At 54.5% G+C, this 20,057-nt stretch carries 17 protein-coding genes; 7 read left to right on the forward strand and 10 right to left on the reverse strand.

Annotation, left to right across the window (positions count from 1 at the left end; translation table 11 throughout):
• The first annotated feature begins 88 nt into the window (after positions 1–88).
• Both LKH74_RS05955 and LKH74_RS05960 read left to right on the forward strand, forming a co-directional pair.
• Positions 89–1,819 (forward strand): hypothetical protein, encoded by a 1,731-nt coding sequence (locus LKH74_RS05955; protein WP_287788633.1) that lies wholly within the window; start codon positions 89–91, stop codon positions 1,817–1,819.
• Positions 1,820–2,584: 765 nt separating this feature from the next.
• A complete protein-coding gene (locus LKH74_RS05960) occupies positions 2,585–4,168 on the forward strand; it encodes a hypothetical protein (protein WP_287788635.1) in 1,584 nt (527 codons plus the stop codon).
• A gap of 611 nt (positions 4,169–4,779) precedes the next feature.
• Here LKH74_RS05960 and LKH74_RS05965 read toward each other — a convergent pair.
• From LKH74_RS05965 to LKH74_RS05990, 6 genes are all read right to left on the reverse strand, one after another.
• Positions 4,780–5,715: an aldo/keto reductase gene (locus LKH74_RS05965; RefSeq protein ID WP_287788636.1), complete on the reverse strand. Its 936-nt coding sequence runs from the start codon at positions 5,713–5,715 to the stop codon at positions 4,780–4,782.
• Positions 5,716–6,204: 489 nt separating this feature from the next.
• Positions 6,205–7,212 (reverse strand): aldo/keto reductase, encoded by a 1,008-nt coding sequence (locus LKH74_RS05970; RefSeq protein WP_287788838.1) that lies wholly within the window; start codon positions 7,210–7,212, stop codon positions 6,205–6,207.
• A 2-nt stretch (positions 7,213–7,214) separates the two neighbouring features.
• On the reverse strand, positions 7,215–8,135 hold the full coding sequence (locus tag LKH74_RS05975; protein ID WP_287788637.1) for an amidohydrolase family protein: 921 nt from the start codon (positions 8,133–8,135) through the stop codon (positions 7,215–7,217).
• Positions 8,136–8,146: 11 nt separating this feature from the next.
• Entirely contained in the window at positions 8,147–8,788 is a 642-nt protein-coding gene (locus LKH74_RS05980) for an NAD(P)H-binding protein (RefSeq protein ID WP_287788638.1), read from the reverse strand.
• Between the two features lie 404 nt (positions 8,789–9,192).
• Positions 9,193–9,546: a MerR family transcriptional regulator gene (locus LKH74_RS05985; protein ID WP_287788639.1), complete on the reverse strand. Its 354-nt coding sequence runs from the start codon at positions 9,544–9,546 to the stop codon at positions 9,193–9,195.
• A 25-nt stretch (positions 9,547–9,571) separates the two neighbouring features.
• Positions 9,572–9,940, reverse strand: coding sequence for a DUF2255 family protein (locus tag LKH74_RS05990; RefSeq protein ID WP_287788640.1), 369 nt, complete (start codon positions 9,938–9,940; stop codon positions 9,572–9,574).
• Positions 9,941–10,050: 110 nt separating this feature from the next.
• Here LKH74_RS05990 and LKH74_RS05995 point away from each other — a divergent pair, with 110 nt between their 5' ends.
• Positions 10,051–10,932: a LysR family transcriptional regulator gene (locus LKH74_RS05995; protein ID WP_287788641.1), complete on the forward strand. Its 882-nt coding sequence runs from the start codon at positions 10,051–10,053 to the stop codon at positions 10,930–10,932.
• 228 nt (positions 10,933–11,160) lie between these two features.
• Here LKH74_RS05995 and LKH74_RS06000 read toward each other — a convergent pair whose 3' ends face one another.
• Both LKH74_RS06000 and LKH74_RS06005 read right to left on the reverse strand, forming a co-directional pair.
• Positions 11,161–11,742: a DapH/DapD/GlmU-related protein gene (locus LKH74_RS06000; protein WP_287788642.1), complete on the reverse strand. Its 582-nt coding sequence runs from the start codon at positions 11,740–11,742 to the stop codon at positions 11,161–11,163.
• Positions 11,743–12,110: 368 nt separating this feature from the next.
• Positions 12,111–12,956, reverse strand: a complete 846-nt coding sequence (locus LKH74_RS06005) for an aldo/keto reductase (RefSeq protein ID WP_287788643.1) — start codon at positions 12,954–12,956, stop codon at positions 12,111–12,113.
• Between the two features lie 378 nt (positions 12,957–13,334).
• Here LKH74_RS06005 and LKH74_RS06010 point away from each other — a divergent pair, with 378 nt between their 5' ends.
• The 3 genes from LKH74_RS06010 (at position 13,335) to LKH74_RS06020 (ending at position 17,303) form a co-directional block, all read left to right on the forward strand.
• The gene (locus LKH74_RS06010; protein ID WP_287788644.1) at positions 13,335–13,724 is read left to right on the forward strand and encodes a DUF2255 family protein; all 390 of its coding nucleotides are present in this window, start codon (positions 13,335–13,337) and stop codon (positions 13,722–13,724) included.
• A 294-nt stretch (positions 13,725–14,018) separates the two neighbouring features.
• The gene (locus tag LKH74_RS06015; protein ID WP_135368935.1) at positions 14,019–14,720 is read left to right on the forward strand and encodes an ABC transporter ATP-binding protein; all 702 of its coding nucleotides are present in this window, start codon (positions 14,019–14,021) and stop codon (positions 14,718–14,720) included.
• Between the two features lie 9 nt (positions 14,721–14,729).
• The gene (locus LKH74_RS06020) at positions 14,730–17,303 is read left to right on the forward strand and encodes an ABC transporter permease (RefSeq protein ID WP_287788645.1); all 2,574 of its coding nucleotides are present in this window, start codon (positions 14,730–14,732) and stop codon (positions 17,301–17,303) included.
• A 159-nt stretch (positions 17,304–17,462) separates the two neighbouring features.
• Here LKH74_RS06020 and LKH74_RS06025 read toward each other — a convergent pair whose 3' ends face one another.
• Positions 17,463–18,728: a D-alanyl-D-alanine carboxypeptidase family protein gene (locus LKH74_RS06025; protein WP_287788646.1), complete on the reverse strand. Its 1,266-nt coding sequence runs from the start codon at positions 18,726–18,728 to the stop codon at positions 17,463–17,465.
• Positions 18,729–18,890: 162 nt separating this feature from the next.
• The gene (locus LKH74_RS06030) at positions 18,891–19,292 is read right to left on the reverse strand and encodes a hypothetical protein (protein ID WP_287788647.1); all 402 of its coding nucleotides are present in this window, start codon (positions 19,290–19,292) and stop codon (positions 18,891–18,893) included.
• Positions 19,293–19,605: 313 nt separating this feature from the next.
• On the opposite strand from LKH74_RS06030, the gene LKH74_RS06035 reads away from it, so the two are divergent.
• A complete protein-coding gene (locus LKH74_RS06035) occupies positions 19,606–20,049 on the forward strand; it encodes a CopY/TcrY family copper transport repressor (protein WP_135368930.1) in 444 nt (147 codons plus the stop codon).
• Positions 20,050–20,057: the final 8 nt, after the last annotated feature.

The raw sequence follows: 20,057 nt of genomic DNA on the forward strand, positions 1-20,057 counted from the left end.
TTTAGTCAGCCGGTTTCCCTCACCCGCCAACTACGGTAAACTAAGGATAGCGCTTCATTTCACAGTCCATTCAAGAAGGAGTTATTCTATGCTTTTAGTTGCACTATTCGGCACTCTGACCGCGCTGGGTATGACCACTTTGGCCTGCATTCAGCGGCCCGAGCGCTGGCGGTTATTGGTTGGTACCTACGTCCTCTTTTACTTGGTGGCGCTGGGCATCGTTTTCAGCTCACTGCCCAGCAAGACGCCCGCCAGCCTGATCGGGATGAACCTGGTCTACGGTATTTTCTACCTGCCACTGCTGGCCTTCAACAGTCCCCAGGCCAAAGTCGAGGTCGAACGGCGGGGAAATTCACCGTTTAATTTCCACTTGCCCCGTATTAACTTCGGCACGAAAATCGCCGCGGGCGTCCTGGCCGTGCTGGTGGTCTTGGGCCTATTTGGGTCGCTCCAAACGCGCTTTGGCGTCAAGGCCGTCTACAATTCCTTGCGTATCAAGACGGTCAAGACGGCGCCGCTGCTGGACAAGAACAGCACACCCATCGCCATTTCGCCCAAGACCGTGCGCAACAAGATGAACAAGGCCATGAGCACCGTGCCCAACACGTCGTACTACCGGTTAGGCGACCTACAGACGCAGGTGGTCAAGGGCAAGACCGTCTACATCGCTCCGGTCGAGTTCGACGGCTTTTGGCGCTGGCAACGCGCACGAGTGACGCCGGGGTATTTCATCATCGACGCCACCAACGTCAACGCCGAACCACATTTCGTCAAGCAAGCCATGAAATACACGCCGAGCGCCTACCTCTTTGACGACGCCCAGCGGGTCATTTACAACCGCTTCCCCAGCTGGGTTCAGGAAGGCCAGCCGCAACTGGAAGTCAACGACCAGGGCGAACCCTTCTTCATCCAAACCGTCTACAAGGCCCGCGGGGTGTCGAAACGCATCAACTACCGCAGCCTGCACGTGGTCGTGTTAAACGCCAAGACCGGCGCGACCAAGCTGTACACCGCCGCTGGTGCGCCCGCATTTATCAACGAATCCATCGCCTCGTCGACCGCCGCGGAAATGAATGAGATCTTCGGTCGTTACGGCAACGGCTTCTTCAACGCCTACTTCAACAAGACCGGCGTCAAGCTACCCAACAGCAATGGTACCGAGGATGGCGTCACCCCGGTTGCGGACAAGCACGGCAACATTTCGTACTTTAACGACTTCACCTCGCCCAAGACCAGCGCCGACTCGACCATGGGATACTCCATGATCAACGCGCGGACCGGGACACTGACGTATTACACCGGTAAAAATATCGGGGTCATGGACAGTGATGGCGCCAAGAAGATTGCCGAAAAGGAATATGTCGCGCAGAAATGGTCGGCGACGATGCCCATCATGTACAACATCGACGGCACGCCGACCTGGGTGGTTTCGCTGCTCGACTCCACCGGAGCCTTCCGGAGCTACGCCTACATCAAGGCTGCCGACCAGAGTGTCAAGGCGTACGCCACCACGGCCGCCCAGGCACTCGATCAGTACCGCGTCCAGTTAGCGGCCGCCGGCTCCACGGCCAGTTCGACGGCCACCAAATTGACCAAGGTCCACGGCACCGTGGCCCGGGTCGCCATCGTCCCGAATGGCAGTAGTCAAAGCGTGCTGTTCGCCATCAAGGGCAACGATTACCTCTGGTCGGTCGGCACCGGCGATTACCCCAAGGCCGCACTACTGCAGGCCGGCGACCAGGTCAAGCTGACCGCCAACGTCAATCGGCAGGCCAAGACCGGGACCGTCCAGTCGTTTACCAACGAGACGTTCAAATAGACCCTTACTGTTACTAACGAAATTGACCGCGGATTCGTCACCCCCGCGTGGCTATCACAGTCAGTTTTCGTTGGCTGGCGTTCGAGAGTTGATTTTTACCAAACGAAAAGACTCAGTGGCATCCTTAATTGGCTGTCGCTGAGTCTTTTTATCCCTGACTGAAGGTTGAAAGTGGAATTAACGCACTGATTGCCGTAATGACGGTGTTCTGACAATTAAAATTGGTAAAACCAGGCGCCTACGTCAGCCAGGGTTCCAACCCATATTTGGCGAATGGTAGGCGGTCAGTTCATATGTGAGGCTACAAACGATTATTTTTAACGTCAGAAGTCGCATGATAACAATAGTTCTAGCTGATTTCCGTCTTTCAACTTTCATCCCTTCACTTTCTTCAACTGAATTGGCGCAATAATACACCAGACTTTTTCATAAGTCTAAAGTTATTCTGGTAGCGATCGCAGATTATTAATTTGACTGATTTTACTCGTAAAACCATTGTCCTACTATGTTCTAATGGTCCGTCGCCTGTGGCTTCGTTTGGGAAACCAACCGTCTCCCCTTGCGCACCAATGGCCAAAATCGGTATGCCTGACAACCGCGAGAACCCGTATTTAGCTTGAGCACCACAACGATGTATCGTCAAAATGGTTCCCCCTTTCGTTAAATAACACGGTTGATTATTTCTGAAAAGAGAACTACTATAGAAGGTGGCAGGTAGGCATTTCACCAGCATCTCAAAGCTGTCAAAAAATGAGGAGAGCGACCATGATGAGACATCATTCAAAAGTAGTAACATTAATTCTTGCACTTGCATTGGGTGGCACGTTACCGGCAATGACTGCGCACGCCCAAGAGTTGACCCACACGTATGCCAATGGTGAAGCCTTGCAGATGACTTCACCAGGAGATTATAAGCTAGACGATTTTACGGGCAATAACGATCTCTCCAGTACCTCGGCGTGGGTCTTAAAACAACCGATCAGAATGTTTGTCAATGATACCCTGAGTGGCCTTGGCGTCTCTAACACGAAAGTAATCCACTCCATCCATCACCCCAGCGACGAGAAACTCCAAACGACTATCGATCCCTGGGGTCAGTCTTACGACAAGGATACCTTCACCTTAACAGGCAATCATTTGTCCGAACCCTATTCGGTGAAAATTTTCTACAATTTTGGGAGTTATGAACTCCTACAGGCCCAGTTGCCCATTTTGGTTTACCCGCAGCCGCAGATCAACGCGACCGGACCGTTTACCATTTACCAGGGCGGCAAATTCGTTGGCGATGACCGGACCATTATTCAGGACCCTTGGATCAATCAATCTTGGACAGGCAACAATTGGTTAAATCAAACGACCTTTGCCAATGACGGCGGCACAATCACGAATGACGCCACTCAGATTCTGGGTGACCAGGACCAGCACACTACCGCCGCACCGGGGGCATACCAAGTCACCTATCACGAAAACACGGCCAACAACCTGACCGATTCGTTGGCGCTGAAGTCTTCCGTTCAGGCCACCGAAAAATGGCAGGTGCTCGCCACCCCAACGCTCAACGCGGCCACTACGGCTAAGGCTAACACCAATACCGCCGTTGATTTAACCCAGGGCGTGACGGTAGCAGATGCCAACCACAGCGACGCCAAGCTGACTTTCGGCCAAGATGACGCTGTGACCAAGCCTAAAGATAGCGACATGACTGTCCAGGTCAAGGTTTTAGACAGTCACCAAAACCCGGTTTCCTTAACCAATCTGTCCGCCCAGAAATTCAAGGCGGCCGGACAATACACCATCCAATACAGTTACCACTACACCGACCAATTTGGCACAGACTATGCGCCGATCACAGCGGAAACGAAGCTGACCGTCAGCGGCAGTAGTGCAAGTACGGACCAGCCGCGCGTTCCCAGCAATGCCGGCAGCTCGAGCAGTTCGAGTGCCACGGCCAACAGTGACAGTACGTCGAGTAGCTCATCTTCAGCGGCCGCAAGCAACGCCCCGTCTGAACCCAGCTACCACCACGGTGCCGACGCCGATACCATTGCTCCCGCAAAATCCAGTCAAACCGCAACCTCTCAGGCCAATCGCACAACCAAGCAGTCAGCGACACCTAATCAGCAGACCGGCGCAGCGGCGGACCAAGTCACAACGACGCCTAGCCAAGCGACCCACGCCGCGACGCCTTCATCGGCTTCGCAACAAACTGCCGCACGGCAATCCCACAGTCAAAGTACCGCCAGAATTCCGCAATTGAACGAAACCAGTAGTCTATCGATTCTAGTTGGCGGACTGGTTTTGTTACTGGGGACCCTGTTGATTCGCAAATTAGGCAAACGTGAAAAGTAACCCTCTACTGATACTAACGAAATCAAGCAGACAGTTGTCACCCCCAGCCGCTGACCTCGGTCAGTTTGCGTTGGCTGGCGTTCGAGAGTTGATTTTTACCAAACGAAAAGACTCAGCAAGCAGCCCTCATTGGCTGTCGCTGAGTCTTTTTGAGTTCATCTAAAGGCTGAAGGACAAAAATCAGCTGAAACTATCGTTATCATGCGACTCATGGCATCAAAAATAGTCGTTTATAGCCTCACAGGGCGAGCTTGCCAGTAACAGTCGTTTTAACCCTAGATAGCAGCTGTATTGACGACCAGTCTTTTATTAACACAGTGTTACTGACAGCCGTCAAACTTGCCGGAGGCAGCCAGGGTGGAGCCAGCTGTGTCGGCGGTGTTGGCTGAGGTTCTTTCTCAGCCTACAGCGCGGGACGACTTGAGAGACTGGCGGGTTTTGCCAGGCTTTCAAGCGAGGCGAAAGACCGCCCCTCAGGCTGGAGCCGTTCCCCAGAGCAGGTCCCACCCTAGCCTGACACAGGCGCCTGGTTTCATCAATTTTAGGTGTCAGAACACCGTCACTTCGGCAATCAGCGCGCTATTTTTCCCTTTCAACTTTCAGGCGTTCATCTAAACCATTGGCGCTTCCCAAAATCCCTTGGTATCCACCTGCGTTTGGGCGGCCAAGTTCTCCAGCTGGCTGATTTCGGCGGGCGTCAAGCTGACCTTTTCCGCACGTAATTCACTGGCGATGTACTTTTCCTTGGTGACACCGATGATGGGCGTCGTTCCCTTGGCCAGGGCGTAAGCGGTCGCGACCTCGGCAATCGAGGCGTTTTGCCGCTCGCCGATGGCCTTCATGGCTGCGGTCAACTTGGTCAACTGGGGTAAAGCGGCGTTGTACACCTTGGCCCGCTCACTGCCGGCCGGCAACGGATGGTCCACGTCATAGTGCCCCGTCAGCGCGCCCTGCTCCAGCACCATGTACGCGTAAAACGTGATGTGGTGTTCTTGGCAATAATCGATGATCCCCGCCCGTTCTGAAGACCGGTATAGCAGGCTGAAATGATTTTGCACGGCAGAAATTTGGATCCCCGCCTTGCCTAAAATTTCGTTGGCCCGCTTGATTTGCGCCAGGTTGTGGTTGGACACACCCACGCGCTTGACCTTGCCGCTTTGAACGAGAGGAATCAATTCCGGCGTCCATTTCTCCACGTCATCCGGGTTGTGGATCCAGTAAAGGTCCACGTAGTCCGTGCGCAGCCGGCGCAGACTGCCCGCCAGCATGTCGGCCATCTCGTGGTCACCCGTGCCGGCCATCCGCGGCGTGAATTTCGTCGACAACTGATAGCTCTCCCGCGGATAAGGCGCCAGCAATTCGCCGACTAAATTCTCCGCGGTCCCTTGACCGTACGCATAAGCCGTGTCCCACAAGGTAAAGCCATGGGCCATCCCTGCCGTCACCACGGGCTTCAAGCTCGCTGCGGACAACGTGTCACCAAAATAGCGATTGGACGCGGTGTCGCCCCACGCCCAAGTGCCTAAAGCAATTTTCGGTTCTGTCATTCTGTGAAAACCCCTTTCTACCTTTCAGCCTAGCATACCGCTGTGGGAGGAGACAACTCAGGCGTCCAGGTTGTCTTAGTGAGCCATCATACCGGGCTAAAAAGAGTGTGCCAACAGGCGGTTAACTGGCGAGCATTAACGGTGCTAGGCGGATAATCCTGGTTCTGGATTATTTGCCTAGCAGTGTTAAGCGGAACCAGTTGCCTGTTGGCGCACGTTTCGGCTGTGAGGCCATTTTGAGACGCAACTTTCGGCTCAAAGAAAGGCGTCGAGACCGTTCTTTGGCTCGACCCGCCGCAGCGTTCCAACCCATATTTGGCGAACGGTAGGCGGCCAGTTCGTGTTGCGAGGCTGTAACCGACTACTTTTAACGCCATGAGTCGCATGCTAACAGTAGCTCCAGCTGACTTTCGTCTTTCAAACCTTCAGTTACCTCTACAGTGCTGAAATGTGTGTTAAAAGGCAGCCTGTTGGCCCACTCTTTTTTCGTTACCGCTGATAATTCATTTGATCACGCGTCAGTGGTCCCACCAGTTCATGTGGCAGATACGGTTCTTCCAGGTACTGGACGTCCGCCGAGGTCAGCTTGAGGTCTAAGGCCTTGACCGCGCCCGTCAGGTGACTGGCCTTGGTGGCACCGATGATGGGCGCCGTGACGGTTGGTTTTTGCAGCAACCAGGCCAAGGCGACCTGCACGCGGTCCACGCCGTATTTAGCGGCAATCTCGCCGACGCGCTGGATGATGGGCAGGTCTAGTTGCTTACTGTCGTCGTACTTGGAGCGGGCGACGGCATCGGTGGCGTAGCGCTTGGTCTCGCCGGCCCAGTCCCGGGTCAGTCGACCGGACGCCAACGGACTGTAAGGGGTCACGGCAATGTCTTGGTCCGCACACAGTGGCAACATTTCCCGTTCTTCTTCACGGTACAACAGGTTCAAGTGGTTTTGCATCGAGACGAATTTGGTCCAGCCGTGTTGTTCCGCGACGGCCTGAGCCTTTTCAAATTGCCAAGCAAACATCGCCGACGCCCCGATATAGCGGGCCTTACCAGACTTCACCACGTCGTGTAACGCTTCCATGGTTTCTTCGATTGGCGTGTGGTAATCCCACCGGTGGATGATGTACAAGTCCACGTAATCCGTTTGCAGGCGTTCCAAGCTCTGATCAATCTGTGACATGATGGCCTTGCGCGACAATCCGGCCACATTCGGCGCCTGTTCCGGCGTGAAGAAGACCTTGGTCGCTAGTACGATCTGGTCCCGGTGCGCCAAGCGTTTCAGCGCCTGTCCCACGAACCGTTCGCTGTCACCGTGCGAGTAAATGTTGGCGGTGTCAAAGAAGTTGATGCCCAGATCTAAGGCTTGCTTGATGACCGCCGTACTCTGCGTCTCGTCGACCGCCCACGGGAACATCCCCGTCGACGCGTTGCCAAAGCCCATCGTGCCCAGGCACAATCGCGAAACGTCTAAACCTGTGTGTCCTAATTTGGTATATTCCATCATTACGCTTCCTTCTGGCCACTGAGCCGCAGCCAATTACCACTAAAGATTTGTTGTTGAACAGCCGGCGAGACCGCCATGGCCTTGACCGCGGTTTCGATCACCGCAGTCGGGCCAACGGGGGGAATGCCAAATGGCGAATCCGTGCCAAACAAGACGTGGTCGGCGCCAAAGAACGCGGCGGCCAAATCCAGCGCCTGCGGATTGCCCAGGATGGCGGTGTCCACGTAGAATTTCTGAAAGTCTGCGTAGTTTGTTGCCGACTGAATGTACTTGATGCGCTGACTGAAGTACGGAATCATCGCCCCAGCGTGATGGACGATGATCTTGAGCTGAGGGTGTTGCTGGAAAATACCGGCCGCCACGATGTCGTTCATCGCCTGGGTCAACTCGTACTCCCAACTGAAGCTGAGATTGTTGTCGGGCTTGCGGTCATCAAAGACGGGATGCAGCCAAATGGGGGCACCGATCTCGGCTAATTTGGTAAAAATCGGCTGGTAGACCGGTGCGGCAATCGATTCTCCCAGCGCGCGGGTAAAGAGCTGCACGCCGACCAACGCCTCACTGCCGGCCACCTGCTCATCGATGATCTGCAGGGCGGCGGGCACGTTGTTCATCGGCAACATCGCCACGCCCGCGGGAAAGACGTCCCGATTAGCCCGCACGATGGCCGCCAATTCGGCGTTGGCCTGACGACACAGGTCCGCGGCCTGTTCTGGTGCAAAGAAATCTTCCGGATTCAGATTGACCGCCGATAAGACCTGTTGGTGGTCAGCTGGCAGACTGGCTTTGTGCTGAGTCAGGTCCGTCAGTAAGGGATTTTTCATATAAGGAAATTGATCCAAGATCTGGGGCTTCAACGCCTGCATTTGCACCAAAAACTTCGGTGGCAAAATATGAGCGAACACATCGATCACTGTCATGGCTGCGCTCCTTAATACCAGCTGGGCTGGTCGCCATCCGTGCCAGCCTTGTCCAAGCCAACGCTACTGTTTTGATACGTGCTGGGGTCGTTGAGGACCTTCAGGGCAAAGTCGGCCACGCTTTGGCGTGAGACCTCGGTGCCCTTGAAGCCGTCCGCCAACGTGGTGACCTCGTAGTCGACCTCATCGTTGTCCGTCAACCAGGCCGGCCGAATCTCCGTATAGGTCAATCCGGACTTCTCGACCAAGTCACTGGTCTTGCGGAAAGCCGGTAAATAAGCCCCAATCATCCGCTCGTTCCACTCGCCAAATTTGCCCGGGACCTCGTGGTGGGCGCCCAGGGAGCTGATGTAGATCAACCGGGTCTGGTGAGTTTGGTGCATGGCATCAACTACGCTTTGGGTCTGCGCATCGAGGTCGGCTCCGCCTAAATTAGAGTAAACCAGGTCCACGCCAGCCATGGCTCGAGCGACCGCCGCCGTGTCGTGGACATCGCCATCGACCAACGTGACCCGCGGATTATCCGCGTACTGGTTGAGCCGCGCCGCATTGCGCAGGAATAAGACCAGCGTATCCGTCGTTTCGTTCAATACCCGTTGCGTGAGTAATTGGGCCATGGCGCCGTGAGCACCGAGAATTAAAATTTTTGTCATGTTAGTTTCCTCCTAATTTGTACTTTGCATCGTTCCCCTGTGTGGGGGGCTCATCAGCTGAAGATTGAAAGACGAAGATCAACTAGAACCATTGTGATCATGAGACTCATGGCGTTAAAAATAGCCGTTTTCAGCCTCACAATGTGAACTGTCCGCCTACCGTTCGTCAAATATAGGTTGTGAGGGCGCGAGGATCGGTCCCAAAGTAGCCTCATGGCCGAAACGTGCACCGGTTCCGCTTAACTCCCAGACCCTTCGCGTCACCTTTACATAGCTGAAACGTGCGTCAAAAGGCAGCCGGTTCCGCTTAAAACTGCTAGCCAAACAATCCAAACTCGGGATTATTCGGCTAGCAGCCTTAATGCTCGCCGGCTAATCGCCTTTTGGCCCACTCTCACTCTTTTTTAGTCGGCCCCATTGGCGACCAACCGGCGTTCTGGCAACGTCGCGATTTTGGTTTCCAACCGGCCCAGCGTTGCCGTCAATTCGGTGATCTGGTCGCGTAAGTCAGCGGCTTGCGTGGCCAATAGTTGGCGCTGATCAGCAGATGAGTCTAGGCGTAAGAACCGTTTGATCTCATCCAAGGTCACGCCACACGCCCGTAAGTCTAGGATCTCGCGAATCCGGGCCAGGTCGGCGGGCTGATAGTCGCGCATGCCACTGACGCGAGCCACTGGCGCCAAGACGCCGATCTCTTCGTAATACCGCAGCGTCCAGGCGCTGGTGTGTAATTGTGTTGCTGCTGCATTGATTTTCACGGGACACCCTCCTTATTTCTGACCGTTATCGGGGCAAAATTTCAATCGTGGCGGCTTGCGGGCCGGCCTGAATCATCGGCAATAGGTAGGCACTCTGCCCATATTTTTGTCGATAAGCCGCGTCGACTAGCGCCGTCTGGTCCGTGACCGGGGCAAAATTGACCGGGTAATTTTGTCCGGCCAAGTAAATGCGCCCGGCACGCTGCTGCACCGCGGATTGGTACCACGATGAACGCTGACCGTGCCACGCCCGCACATACAGGTGCTGGTCCACGACCACCGACCAGATCCACGTCGGCGTGCCGTAAGTCCGACCATCACTGTAAAATGGTGAGATCCGCAGATCATCGGCGACCGCGAATCGTTGTAACTGTGCTGGCGTCCATCTCTTCATGCGTCGCCCTCCTCTTCGTTTACAAGCCCTATCTTACGGCTTGACTTTTCATCTGTCTAATGCTTATATTAAATTAAAACGTATACGTCAAAGCTATAGGAGGCAAGACGATGGAATTACGGGTATTACGGTACTTCTTAATGGTCGTGCAAGAGCAAAATATCAGTCAGGCGGCCACGCGGCTTCACGTGTCACAACCCACGATTTCGCGGCAACTCAAGGATCTGGAAGCAGAGTTGGACACGACCCTGTTCGTTCGTGGTAACCGCACGATTCAGTTGACCCCGGACGGCGAATATTTCGCGCACCAGGCTCAACAGATATTATCGTTGACGGACAAGACGCTGGCCAACATCCACCAGGAAGCCGACCTCAGCGGCGCCGTCTATATCGGCAGTGCCGAGGCCCGCAGCATGTTGACAGTCGCCCAAGCCATCGGTCACCTCAATGCGCAACACCCTCACGTCCGCGTCAACATTGTCAGCATGGATGCCGCCGAGATTCATCGCCAATTGGTGGCCGGCGTCTTTGATTTCGGCGTGGTCATGGAGCCCATCGACAAGTCCGATTACGACTTCTGCCGGCTCCCCGGAGAAAGTCGCTGGGGCCTGCTGGTCCAAAACAGTTCGCCACTGGCTCAGCAAGCCACGGTCAGTCTGGACGACGTGGCGCAGTCGCGCTTGATTATCCCGCAACAGGGCGGTGACCAACGCCTCCACGATCTCTTCGGCTTCACCAGCGATGACCTGACCGTCGTGGCCACCTACAACCTGCTCTACAACGCGTCACTGTTGGTGTCTGCCGGGGTCGGTAACGCGCTAGGCCTCGACGGTATCATCAACACCAACCAGTCCGACCTGGCTTTCGTACCATTAGAACCGCGGATCTCGTCCGGCTCCAGCCTGGTCTGGCTCAAGGGGCAACGGTTGTCTGCCGCGGCTCAGGCCCTGCTGGACCAAGTCCGCTTGGAACTGGCCCCAACTGCGGAGTGACGGCCTTACATGGGTGGTACTGGCCGCCTGCCGTTACGTGAAATTCTAGGCTACGGTAGTGGTTGTCAGCGGCCGTTCTCCGGTGTCGTGGCACGGTTTTCTGATCAATATCCCTTTTAATTTCTTAGGCAAAAAAGCAGGCAGTCGATTTCTCATGCGAGAATCTACTGCTTGTTTTAGTCTGATGAACCGTTCGCACCGTCACCCTGTCTGACACCGATGTCGGCCCTAATCCGTTGACATCCCTTTGATTCGCCGTAACACGCGGGCTGGCGAACCGACGACCACCGTGTTGGCCGGGACGTCCTTGGTGACGATGGCGCCGGCACCCACGATGGCATTTTCGCCCACGGTGACGCCGGGCAGGATTACCGACCCGGCCCCAATCCAGGCGTTGGCTTCAACGTGAATGGCCTTGGCCTGGACGTCGCGTCGATGGGTTGGGTCTTCCAAATGATTGACCGTTATCAGCATCGCCCGCGGCCCAATCAAAGCTCCGCGCTCCAGGTAAATGCCGCCCAGGTCCGTGAACATGACGTCTTGATTCACGTAGACGTCTTCGCCAATGAAAATGTGGGGCCCAAAGTCACTGTGAACGGGCGCGTTGACTTCCGCCGAGGCCGGGACCTCGTAGCCGACAACCTGACTAAGTGTAGCCCGCCGCTGTTCTGGCGTTTGGTCCTGATTGTTAAATCGTTTTAAGAGTGACTGTGTGCGTTGGACGGTACGCTGGATTTCCTGAAAGTCGGCACCATTAAAATCTAAAGGGAGCCCCGCCAAGGCCCGTTGAAAAATTGTTGGTTCTGTCATCGTTGGTGATTACCTCCGTTATGTGTTTACGCATTAGTATAGGAGCTGAATACTGCCATAGCAAATACTTAAATCAAATATTCAGCTATACATTTTAAACATGTTAGCGGAAGCTGGATATCAAAAAAACAGATTCGCGACGGGGGAGTGGCGAATCTGCTTTTTGATTAGTTAAGTTGTTTGTCTGTCTGTATGTTAGTGGTTTAACTGTTGCGATGATGCTGGGTTGGGCGCGGCATTCTGAAACGTGTTCCGCAGGGCAGCTGGTTCCGCTTAACACCATTAAGAAAACGACCCAAATTCGGGGTCATTTCCTTAATGCCGTTAATGCTCGCCAGCTAAGCGCCCTGCTCCACACTCTTTTTTTCTTAATCGCCAACCGGGTGCCAGCCGTTTTCGTCCGTTAACCGGTTCAAGAAGGCCATGTCCTTGTCGCTGATTTCGAAGTCTAATTGGGCGTTGGCTTCGACGTGGCTCATGGCGCGGGCCTTTGGTAGTGGCGCGACGCCATTTTGGATGACGAAGCGCAGGGCCAGTTGGGGAATCGAGACGCCGTAGTTGCCGGCGACGCGTTCCAGTTCTGGACTGTCGACCAAGCCACCGGTTGCCAGTGGTGAGTAAGCCTGAACCACGATTTGACTGTCTGTCGCCGTCTTGACGATGGAATCCTGCGTGTGGCCCACGTAGTACTGAATCTGGTCGACGGCTGGCTTGACCGTTAAGCCATCCCAAGTTAACAAGTTTTCCAGGTCGTGGGAATTAAAGTTGGAAACCCCAATCGCCTTGGCCCGGCCACTGTTGTAAATATCTTGCATGGCGCGCCAAACGTCGCGGTTTTCGGCATCATGGTTCGACCCCATTTGGGCCCATGGCCACGGCGCATGGATAATATAAGAATCAACATAATCCAGGTTCAAGGCTGCCAGACTACTGTCAAAGTCTGCCATGGCCGCATCGTAGGTCTTGGATTCAGCGGGCAGCTTGGTTTGAACGAAAATATCCTCGCGAGCCACGTCGCTAGCGGCAATGGCCTCGCCAACACTCTGTTCATTTTGGTAAGCCTTGGCCGTATCGATGAACCGGTACCCGGCCTTTAAGGCATTGCTGACGGCGTCGAAAGTTTCCTTACCGGGACGCGTCTGCCAGGTCCCAAAGCCGACCTTAGGCATCTTGAGGCCGTTGTTTAACGTAAACGTATCTGTAATTGTAGGCATGTGATTTCCTCCTTCATTGCTTATGGAATTGAGTATAGACCCTTCGTGTAGGACTAAGGCAAGGGAAAATTTAAACTTTTTTAGCGACTTATCACCCAATCAGCTAATTAATTTTAAAAATTTTTCTGCTTATTCACTAATCACCTGTTCAATCATCGTAAGTGCTGTGCTTAAAGGGATTCTCGCCGGTAGCCATTCGCAATCAGCCATTAAATTCCGTTAGAATTTGACCAAATAATCCCAAATGGCATTTGCATTTATATCAAAACGGCATATACTTACTAATCGTAAGTGACAAACCAAAACATTTCCCGCGTTCTCGCAGGCGCGGATGATGACCGATGACATGAATACAGCATTTAACGGAGGTATTTCACAATGGATACGACAACGACACAATGGACTAAAGACCAATTAGATTTATTCTTAAACAACAAGACGCTGACGATGAAGCCTTACAACCCCGACATGACCACCTTTGAAGAGGAATCTCCCGTCTGGGAAGTCGTCGTGGACGGCAACGTTTACTCTCGCGGCTGGAACGGCGACCAAACCAAGTGGTACATGGCCGCAACCGCCCAAAGCGCCGGTGCCATCAGCGTGGGCGACCAGGACTTTGCGGCGCGCTTTGAAGCCGTGACCCATTCAGCCGAACTCGACGCCAAGATCACCGCCGCCTACAAGGCCAAGTACGACGGACAACGCTCACTGCCCAAGATGATCTCTGACGGACCAACCTACGCTACCCTTCACGTGCTGCCTCGCTAGGCGAGACGGCACGGCACGCAATGACTAAGCACGTCCCCACGCCGCTTAGTGGTTGCGTGTTTTTTTGCGCTCATCTTGGAAAAACAGCCGTTCACCACAACAGCCATATGCGCCGGCCGCCCCGTTCGTCTCGCCTTTAATAGCCTCAATGTAACCGGTTCCCATTGTGCTAGCGCAAATTTCCATCTACAATTAGAGTATGTCTATTGGCAGACACGGACCGCCGGCGTCATGCGGTCGGTTCCACACGCCTGTCAACTTCAGTCACAATCTATCAGAACAGGAGTCCCCAACATGGCCTACATCGAAGTCAAACACGAAACCCGTAAATTCACGCAAGGCGACCAGGAAACCATCGCTAACCACGACATTTCATTTAACGTGGACCGCGGTCAGATCATCACGATCCTGGGTCCCAGCGGCGCCGGCAAATCCACGCTGCTCAACATCTTAGGCGGCATGGACAATCCCACCAGCGGCCAGGTCCTGATCGACGGCACCGACATTGCGCAATTTGATGCCAAACAACTCACGACCTACCGGCGCCAAGACGTCGGCTTTATCTTTCAATTTTATAACCTGGTCCCAAATCTGACGGCCAGAGAAAACGTCGAACTGGCCTCGCAAATCACCCACGATGCCCGCGACGTGGACGAAACGCTGCGGCTGGTCGGGCTGGCGGACCGCGCCAAAAACTTCCCCGCACAACTCTCCGGCGGCGAACAACAACGCGTGGCCATTGCCCGCGCCATCGCCAAGAACCCGAAGCTGTTGCTATGCGACGAACCGACCGGCGCGCTGGATTACCAGACCGGTAAACAGGTCCTGCAGGTCATCCAAGACGGCGCCCGGCAAACGGACATGACCGTCATCATCGTCACCCACAACGGCGCGATCGCCAAGATGGGCGACCAAATCATCCACATCAATGACGCGCAGGTCCAGTCCATCCAGCAAAATCCCGAGCCGACGCCCATCGCCGACATTGAATGGTAGGTGATGACCATGACAAAAGCATTTTGGAAAGTTCTTTGGCGTGAAATTGGCCACTCGAAGGCCCGTTTCATCTCCATCATTTTAATTATTTTTCTCGGCGTGGCCTTCTATACCGGGATTCGAGCCACGGGGCCAGACATGTTACAGGCCGCCACGGACTATTACGCCGACCAAAATCTGGCGACCAACAGCGTCCAATCCACGGCCGGCCTGACTCACCATGACCTGACCGTCTTGCAACACCACCGCGACCAGATCACCTATCAAGCCGTTAAATACTTAGACATTAATCAGTTAAACAATAATCAAACCGTCCGGGTCGCGGAACTGCCGACGGGGTCGTTGAACCGTCTGACCGTGGTCAGTGGCCACCTGCCCCGGCGCGCCAACGAAATCGTGTTGGACCAACAGGCGCGGACCCTGCAGCCGAAGTTGACCTTGGACAGCACCTACCGCATCGCCACCACGAGTAAGCTAAACCGCCAATTTCACCGGCGGACCTTTAAAATCGTCGGCTTTGTTAATTCGCCGCGCTACATCGAAAAGACGACCCGCGGTGTCACCAACGTTGGCAAGGGCACGCTCGACTACTTTGCATTGGTCAAGCCGCACACGCTCAAGACCAGTGTCATCAGTCGCATCGATGTCAGTTTCAAGAACCTGCGCGGCGTAACGCCCTACACGGCCCGCTACAACCGCTTGAACCGGGCTAACACGAAGCGCCTCAAGACCTGGCTCAAACCTCAGGCGAAAAAACGGCAGGCCGCGCTCCAACGCCAGGCTCAAGCCCAACTCGCACCGACCGTCGCCAAGGTCCACGCGCTCGCCCAACAGGTGCCGGCCAACACACCCGCGTTGGTGCGCGCCCAAGCCCAGGTCAAGCGAGCCCAGGCGCAAATCGCCGGTATCGCCACGCCGACCTACCTCTTTAGTGGGCGGGCCGCCAACCCCGGCTACAGCGAATACCACGAGAACACGCAACGGGTCGTGGCCCTCTCCACGGTCTTCCCGCTCTTCTTTATTGCGATTGCGGCGCTGATTTGTTTGACCACGATGACGCGAATGGTCGCCGAACTCCGGGTCCAAATGGGCACGCTCAAGGCGTTGGGTTACAGCAATGCCGCCATCGGCAGTGAATTTATTCTCTACGGGGGGCTGGCCAGTCTGCTGGGCACGCTGCTCGGGGTCGGCTTCGGCGTTAATTTCTTCCCCCGCTTCATCGCTCAGGCTTACGGCAGTATGTACAACCTACCCGCCATCAACGTCAAATACATTTGGCTCGACATCGTGGTCGCCCTCGTGATTGCGCTGATCTGCACGATTGGTAGCGCTGTGGCCGTGTCGCGGGTAGACCTGCACAGCTTGCCGGCCACCTTGATGCAACCTAAGGCCCCAAAAGCCGGTAAAACGCTGTGGCTGGAGCACTGGCACTGGTTCTGGCGCCGGCTGAACTTCAATCACAAGGTCACACTACGCAACCTCTTTCGTTACAAACAGCGTCTGTTGATGACGGTCCTGGGCATTGCCGGCTGTATGGCGATGATGATCACCGGCTTTGGCCTGAAGGATTCCATCGGCGACATCAGTGTGAAACAATTTAACCAACTCTGGCACTACGACGCCATCGTGGTCCGCAACGGTTCACAGACCGCTAAGCAGCGCCGGGCCTTACACCGGCAGTCGCTCTACCAAGATGACCTGGTCGTGAAACAATCCCAAGCCACCGTCGAACGGTCCGACGTCGCCAACCAGACGGCCACCTTGAGCGTGCCGCAGCATCCCCGGCAACTCAACCGGTTCGTGGTCTTGCGCAACCGCCAAAGTCACGCCGCCTATCACCTGAACAATCGCGGCGCCATCATCGACGAAAAGCTGGCCAAGCTCTACGACGTTCACGTCGGCGACACCCTACCGGTCAAGCTTGGTAACCGCACCACCCGCAAGGTTCGCATCGCGGCCATCGCGGAAAATTACGTCAATCATTTCATCTACTTGTCACCCAGCTACTACCACCAGGTCTTTGGCGAAAAACCCGTTTACAACGGCAATCTGGTCCAGTTTACCCACCACGGTCAGCGCCAGCAAAACGCCTTTGCCAACGACCTTTTGAAGACGCCAGGCATGCTGAACGTGACGCTGCTGAGTACGGAAAAGAAGAACAATTTCCAAATGCTAGACACCATGGACCTGGTCGTCGTCATCTTCGTGGTCGCCGCCGGGGCGCTGGCGCTGGTCGTGCTCTACAACCTGACCAACATCAACGTGTCCGAACGGATTCGCGAGCTGTCGACCATCAAGGTGCTGGGCTTTTACGATGGCGAGGTCACCATGTACATCTTCCGGGAAAACCTGATTCTCACGGCGTTGGGCATCTTCTTCGGCTGTTTCTTAGGCAACTGGCTGCACGCCTACATCTTGAACACGGCCGAAACGGACAGCCTGATGTTCTCGCCGGGCATCCATTGGATCAGCTACGTGTACGCGGCCCTGTTGACGCTGGCCTTTAGCCTGCTGGTCATGGTCATCATGCACCGCAAGCTCAAGCGCATCAATATGTTGGACGCGCTGTCTTCGGTGGATTGATGAAAATCAGCTAAGATTTATAGCACTACGATTGGTTGTTGACCGCGTTGTAACGGCCAATATCCGTAGCTGAATCGGCTTACCGAAAAGTCAAAAGTAAAAAACAGGCTTCAACTCACGCACAATTGAGTTGAAGCCTGTTTACTTATCGTTAAAAGCCTATTGAAATGCCGTCGCCATCGGTTGAACCAAGGTCTGTAACAGTGGATCCGGCTGCGTCTGCTCGTTGAAGATCACGCGGTCCGCAAATAACGTGACGGACTGTTGTGACCGGTACGTGATGGCTTGTTGCTTCCCGGTCTTGGTGTCGGTGACCGTCGCCTGAGCCACGGGGTCACCAGCATTGACGGTGCCCGAACTCATTTGTGCCGGGGACAGCTTGGTTTCCACCGTGGTCGTCAACCCGGCCGCTTGGTCTTGGTACCAAACACCGGCCTGGCTGCTGGTCGGCTGGGCCCAAACGGTCGTGGATAGCCCGTTGGCCAGTGTGATGCGGCGGTCGTTAAGCGTGGTTGTGGCCAATTGATACTGTTTCTTCAATTGTTTGATCAACTTATTCATCGCGGAGAACGTGGTGTCGCCCCCCAGGATGGTCGCAATCATCCGTTGGCCGTTGACCGTGTACGTCGCGGTAAAGCACAGCTTGGCGTTCTCCGTGAACCCGGTCTTGAGCCCGTCGATGTTGGTGGCCTTGTCGTAGTGGGACTGGCCTTTCAGGCACATGTTTTCATTGTAAATTTGGGTGCCGTTGATCTTGTCTTCTTTCTTCCCGGAAATCTGGACGATGCTGGGGTCGGCTTGGATCAGGTGTTGGGCCACCGTGGTGATGGCCTTGGCCGAGACCAGATTTTCTTCCTTCTTACCGGTGCCCGGCAAGACCAGGTTGTAGTCCTTCAGGTCGGTGTTGTCCAGGCCAGAGGAACTGATAAAATGGGCCTCGAGCCCCCAGTCTTTACTCTGCTGGTTCATGAGCGCGATGAACTTGGCATTGCTGCCGGCCACGTACTCACCCAACGCCGTCGCCGCACTGTTGGACGAAGCAATCATGGCCGCCGCCACCATTTGCTTGACGGTGAACGTCTCCCCCTTCTTCATCCGCAATGAGGAGTAGGCGTAACTGTGACTCAACTTTAACAGGTCACGACTGATGGGGACTTGATCCGTCCACTTGATTTTGCCGTCATTGATGGCCTTGACCGTCAAATACACGGTCAGTAGCTTCGACAATGACGCGATGGGATAACGTTTGTCGGCATTTTGCTGGTACAGCACCTGGCCGCTTTGCGCATCCATGACATAGGCAGCCCGGGCAGGCACCTTCGTGACGGTCTTGCTGGCCGCTTGAGCCACCGGACCGCCACCGAGTATGATGGCCACTAACCCGAGTAACACCCCGCGCCGTAACCAACGTTTCAATAAAACCACGAGCGTCAACGCTCCTTTCGATTTAACAGGTGCCTTCTATTATACAAAATCTACGGCGGAATCGGCCCTTGTTAGCCAAACTTGCTAAAATTTTAACTTCTTATAAATGTATTTGTCATATTATGACGAAATTTTTAATAGACTGCAACAATTGCCTACCCGTCAGCGTTTGTTCAGCAACTTAATCCCACGAACAAATTCTTGTTGAATTGGTGTCAACTGCTTATTGGGTAGTTGGATAATGCCGTATTTAAAATCAGTTATCTGTGGCGTCCCCAAATCCCCCAAGGAATGGGCCACTAGGTTCTGCTGCTCAAAATCATATAGCCGATTTTGAATTTGCGTGTCCCGGATGATGGAGACCGCCTGAAATTTTTTCATTGTCTCCAAGACCACCCGAAAAGACGTTGACTGCAGCAACACGTTCAGCGGCCCGACTTGCTTGGTCACGTCGGCCACAAAACTTTCAATATAATCGTCAATGAACAACGCGTATTCCTGCTCCTTTAGTAATTCCAGCGGAATGGGATCCGGATAATTAGCCAGATAATGGTTCGCCGTCATATAGAGCTTGAAGGTACCTTGACCAATTTCATGAAATGTCGAACAATTTTAAGACGCTGACTAGCCAAATGGCCATCAGAATTCCGTAGTCCCCACGCTGTGTAAATTTTCGACAGCTGCCTTAGACTAGCCAAAAACGAGACCGCACCTCGTCCACCCCAGAACGTCTTATCAATTCCTCACGAGAATCAGATTTCGACTCTCCCCAATCAGGTCTTCCCCCAAGACCTTCCTCTTGACACCGACCGATTACAATTGTAAACTGTAACTAATCAATCGAACAGAGACCTGTTCATCAAAGGAGTTGTTTGCTATGGCAACAGCAGTCGCCGTGACCATTTCCGATGCGGAATGGCGCGTCATGCGGATCGTTTGGACCTTAAAACAAACGGATAGCCGCACCATTATTAACTTACTCGCGCAACAGCACGATTGGAAACCCGCCACGATCAAGACCTTGATTGGCCGCCTGGTCAAGAAAGGCGCGCTGGCCACTACCAAGCAGGGCCGGCAGTTCATTTACACGCCCCTGATTCCGGAACAAAATGCCATGGACACGGCGTTAACCAATGAGCTCGACCAGATGTGTGCGATGCACCGTGGCACCGCGATTGCTCACGTGCTGGAACAGACCGAGATGAGCAAGGCCGACGTGCAACAGTTGATCGACGTGTTAGCGAAAAAATTACCAACCGCCCCGGACACGGTCCACTGTGACTGCCTGCCCGGCGATTGCGAAGGGAGTTGTGAATCATGAAAGATGAC

It is taken from the genome of Levilactobacillus sp., assembly GCF_022646225.1.
GTDB lineage: Bacteria > Bacillota > Bacilli > Lactobacillales > Lactobacillaceae > Levilactobacillus > Levilactobacillus suantsaiihabitans.

Coding starts and splice junctions, on each gene's coding strand:
- LKH74_RS05980 (WP_287788638.1), bottom strand. CDS start 8,788: ATGACAAAAATTTTAATTCTCGGTGCTCACGGCGCCATGGCCCAATTA.
- LKH74_RS05995 (WP_287788641.1), top strand. CDS start 10,051: ATGGAATTACGGGTATTACGGTACTTCTTAATGGTCGTGCAAGAGCAA.
- LKH74_RS06020 (WP_287788645.1), top strand. CDS start 14,730: ATGACAAAAGCATTTTGGAAAGTTCTTTGGCGTGAAATTGGCCACTCG.
- LKH74_RS06030 (WP_287788647.1), bottom strand. CDS start 19,292: ATGACGGCGAACCATTATCTGGCTAATTATCCGGATCCCATTCCGCTG.
- LKH74_RS05990 (WP_287788640.1), bottom strand. CDS start 9,940: ATGAAGAGATGGACGCCAGCACAGTTACAACGATTCGCGGTCGCCGAT.
- LKH74_RS06005 (WP_287788643.1), bottom strand. CDS start 12,956: ATGCCTACAATTACAGATACGTTTACGTTAAACAACGGCCTCAAGATG.
- LKH74_RS05955 (WP_287788633.1), top strand. CDS start 89: ATGCTTTTAGTTGCACTATTCGGCACTCTGACCGCGCTGGGTATGACC.
- LKH74_RS06010 (WP_287788644.1), top strand. CDS start 13,335: ATGGATACGACAACGACACAATGGACTAAAGACCAATTAGATTTATTC.
- LKH74_RS06000 (WP_287788642.1), bottom strand. CDS start 11,742: ATGACAGAACCAACAATTTTTCAACGGGCCTTGGCGGGGCTCCCTTTA.
- LKH74_RS05965 (WP_287788636.1), bottom strand. CDS start 5,715: ATGACAGAACCGAAAATTGCTTTAGGCACTTGGGCGTGGGGCGACACC.
- LKH74_RS05970 (WP_287788838.1), bottom strand. CDS start 7,212: ATGGAATATACCAAATTAGGACACACAGGTTTAGACGTTTCGCGATTG.
- LKH74_RS05960 (WP_287788635.1), top strand. CDS start 2,585: ATGATGAGACATCATTCAAAAGTAGTAACATTAATTCTTGCACTTGCA.
- LKH74_RS06015 (WP_135368935.1), top strand. CDS start 14,019: ATGGCCTACATCGAAGTCAAACACGAAACCCGTAAATTCACGCAAGGC.
- LKH74_RS05975 (WP_287788637.1), bottom strand. CDS start 8,135: ATGACAGTGATCGATGTGTTCGCTCATATTTTGCCACCGAAGTTTTTG.
- LKH74_RS06035 (WP_135368930.1), top strand. CDS start 19,606: ATGGCAACAGCAGTCGCCGTGACCATTTCCGATGCGGAATGGCGCGTC.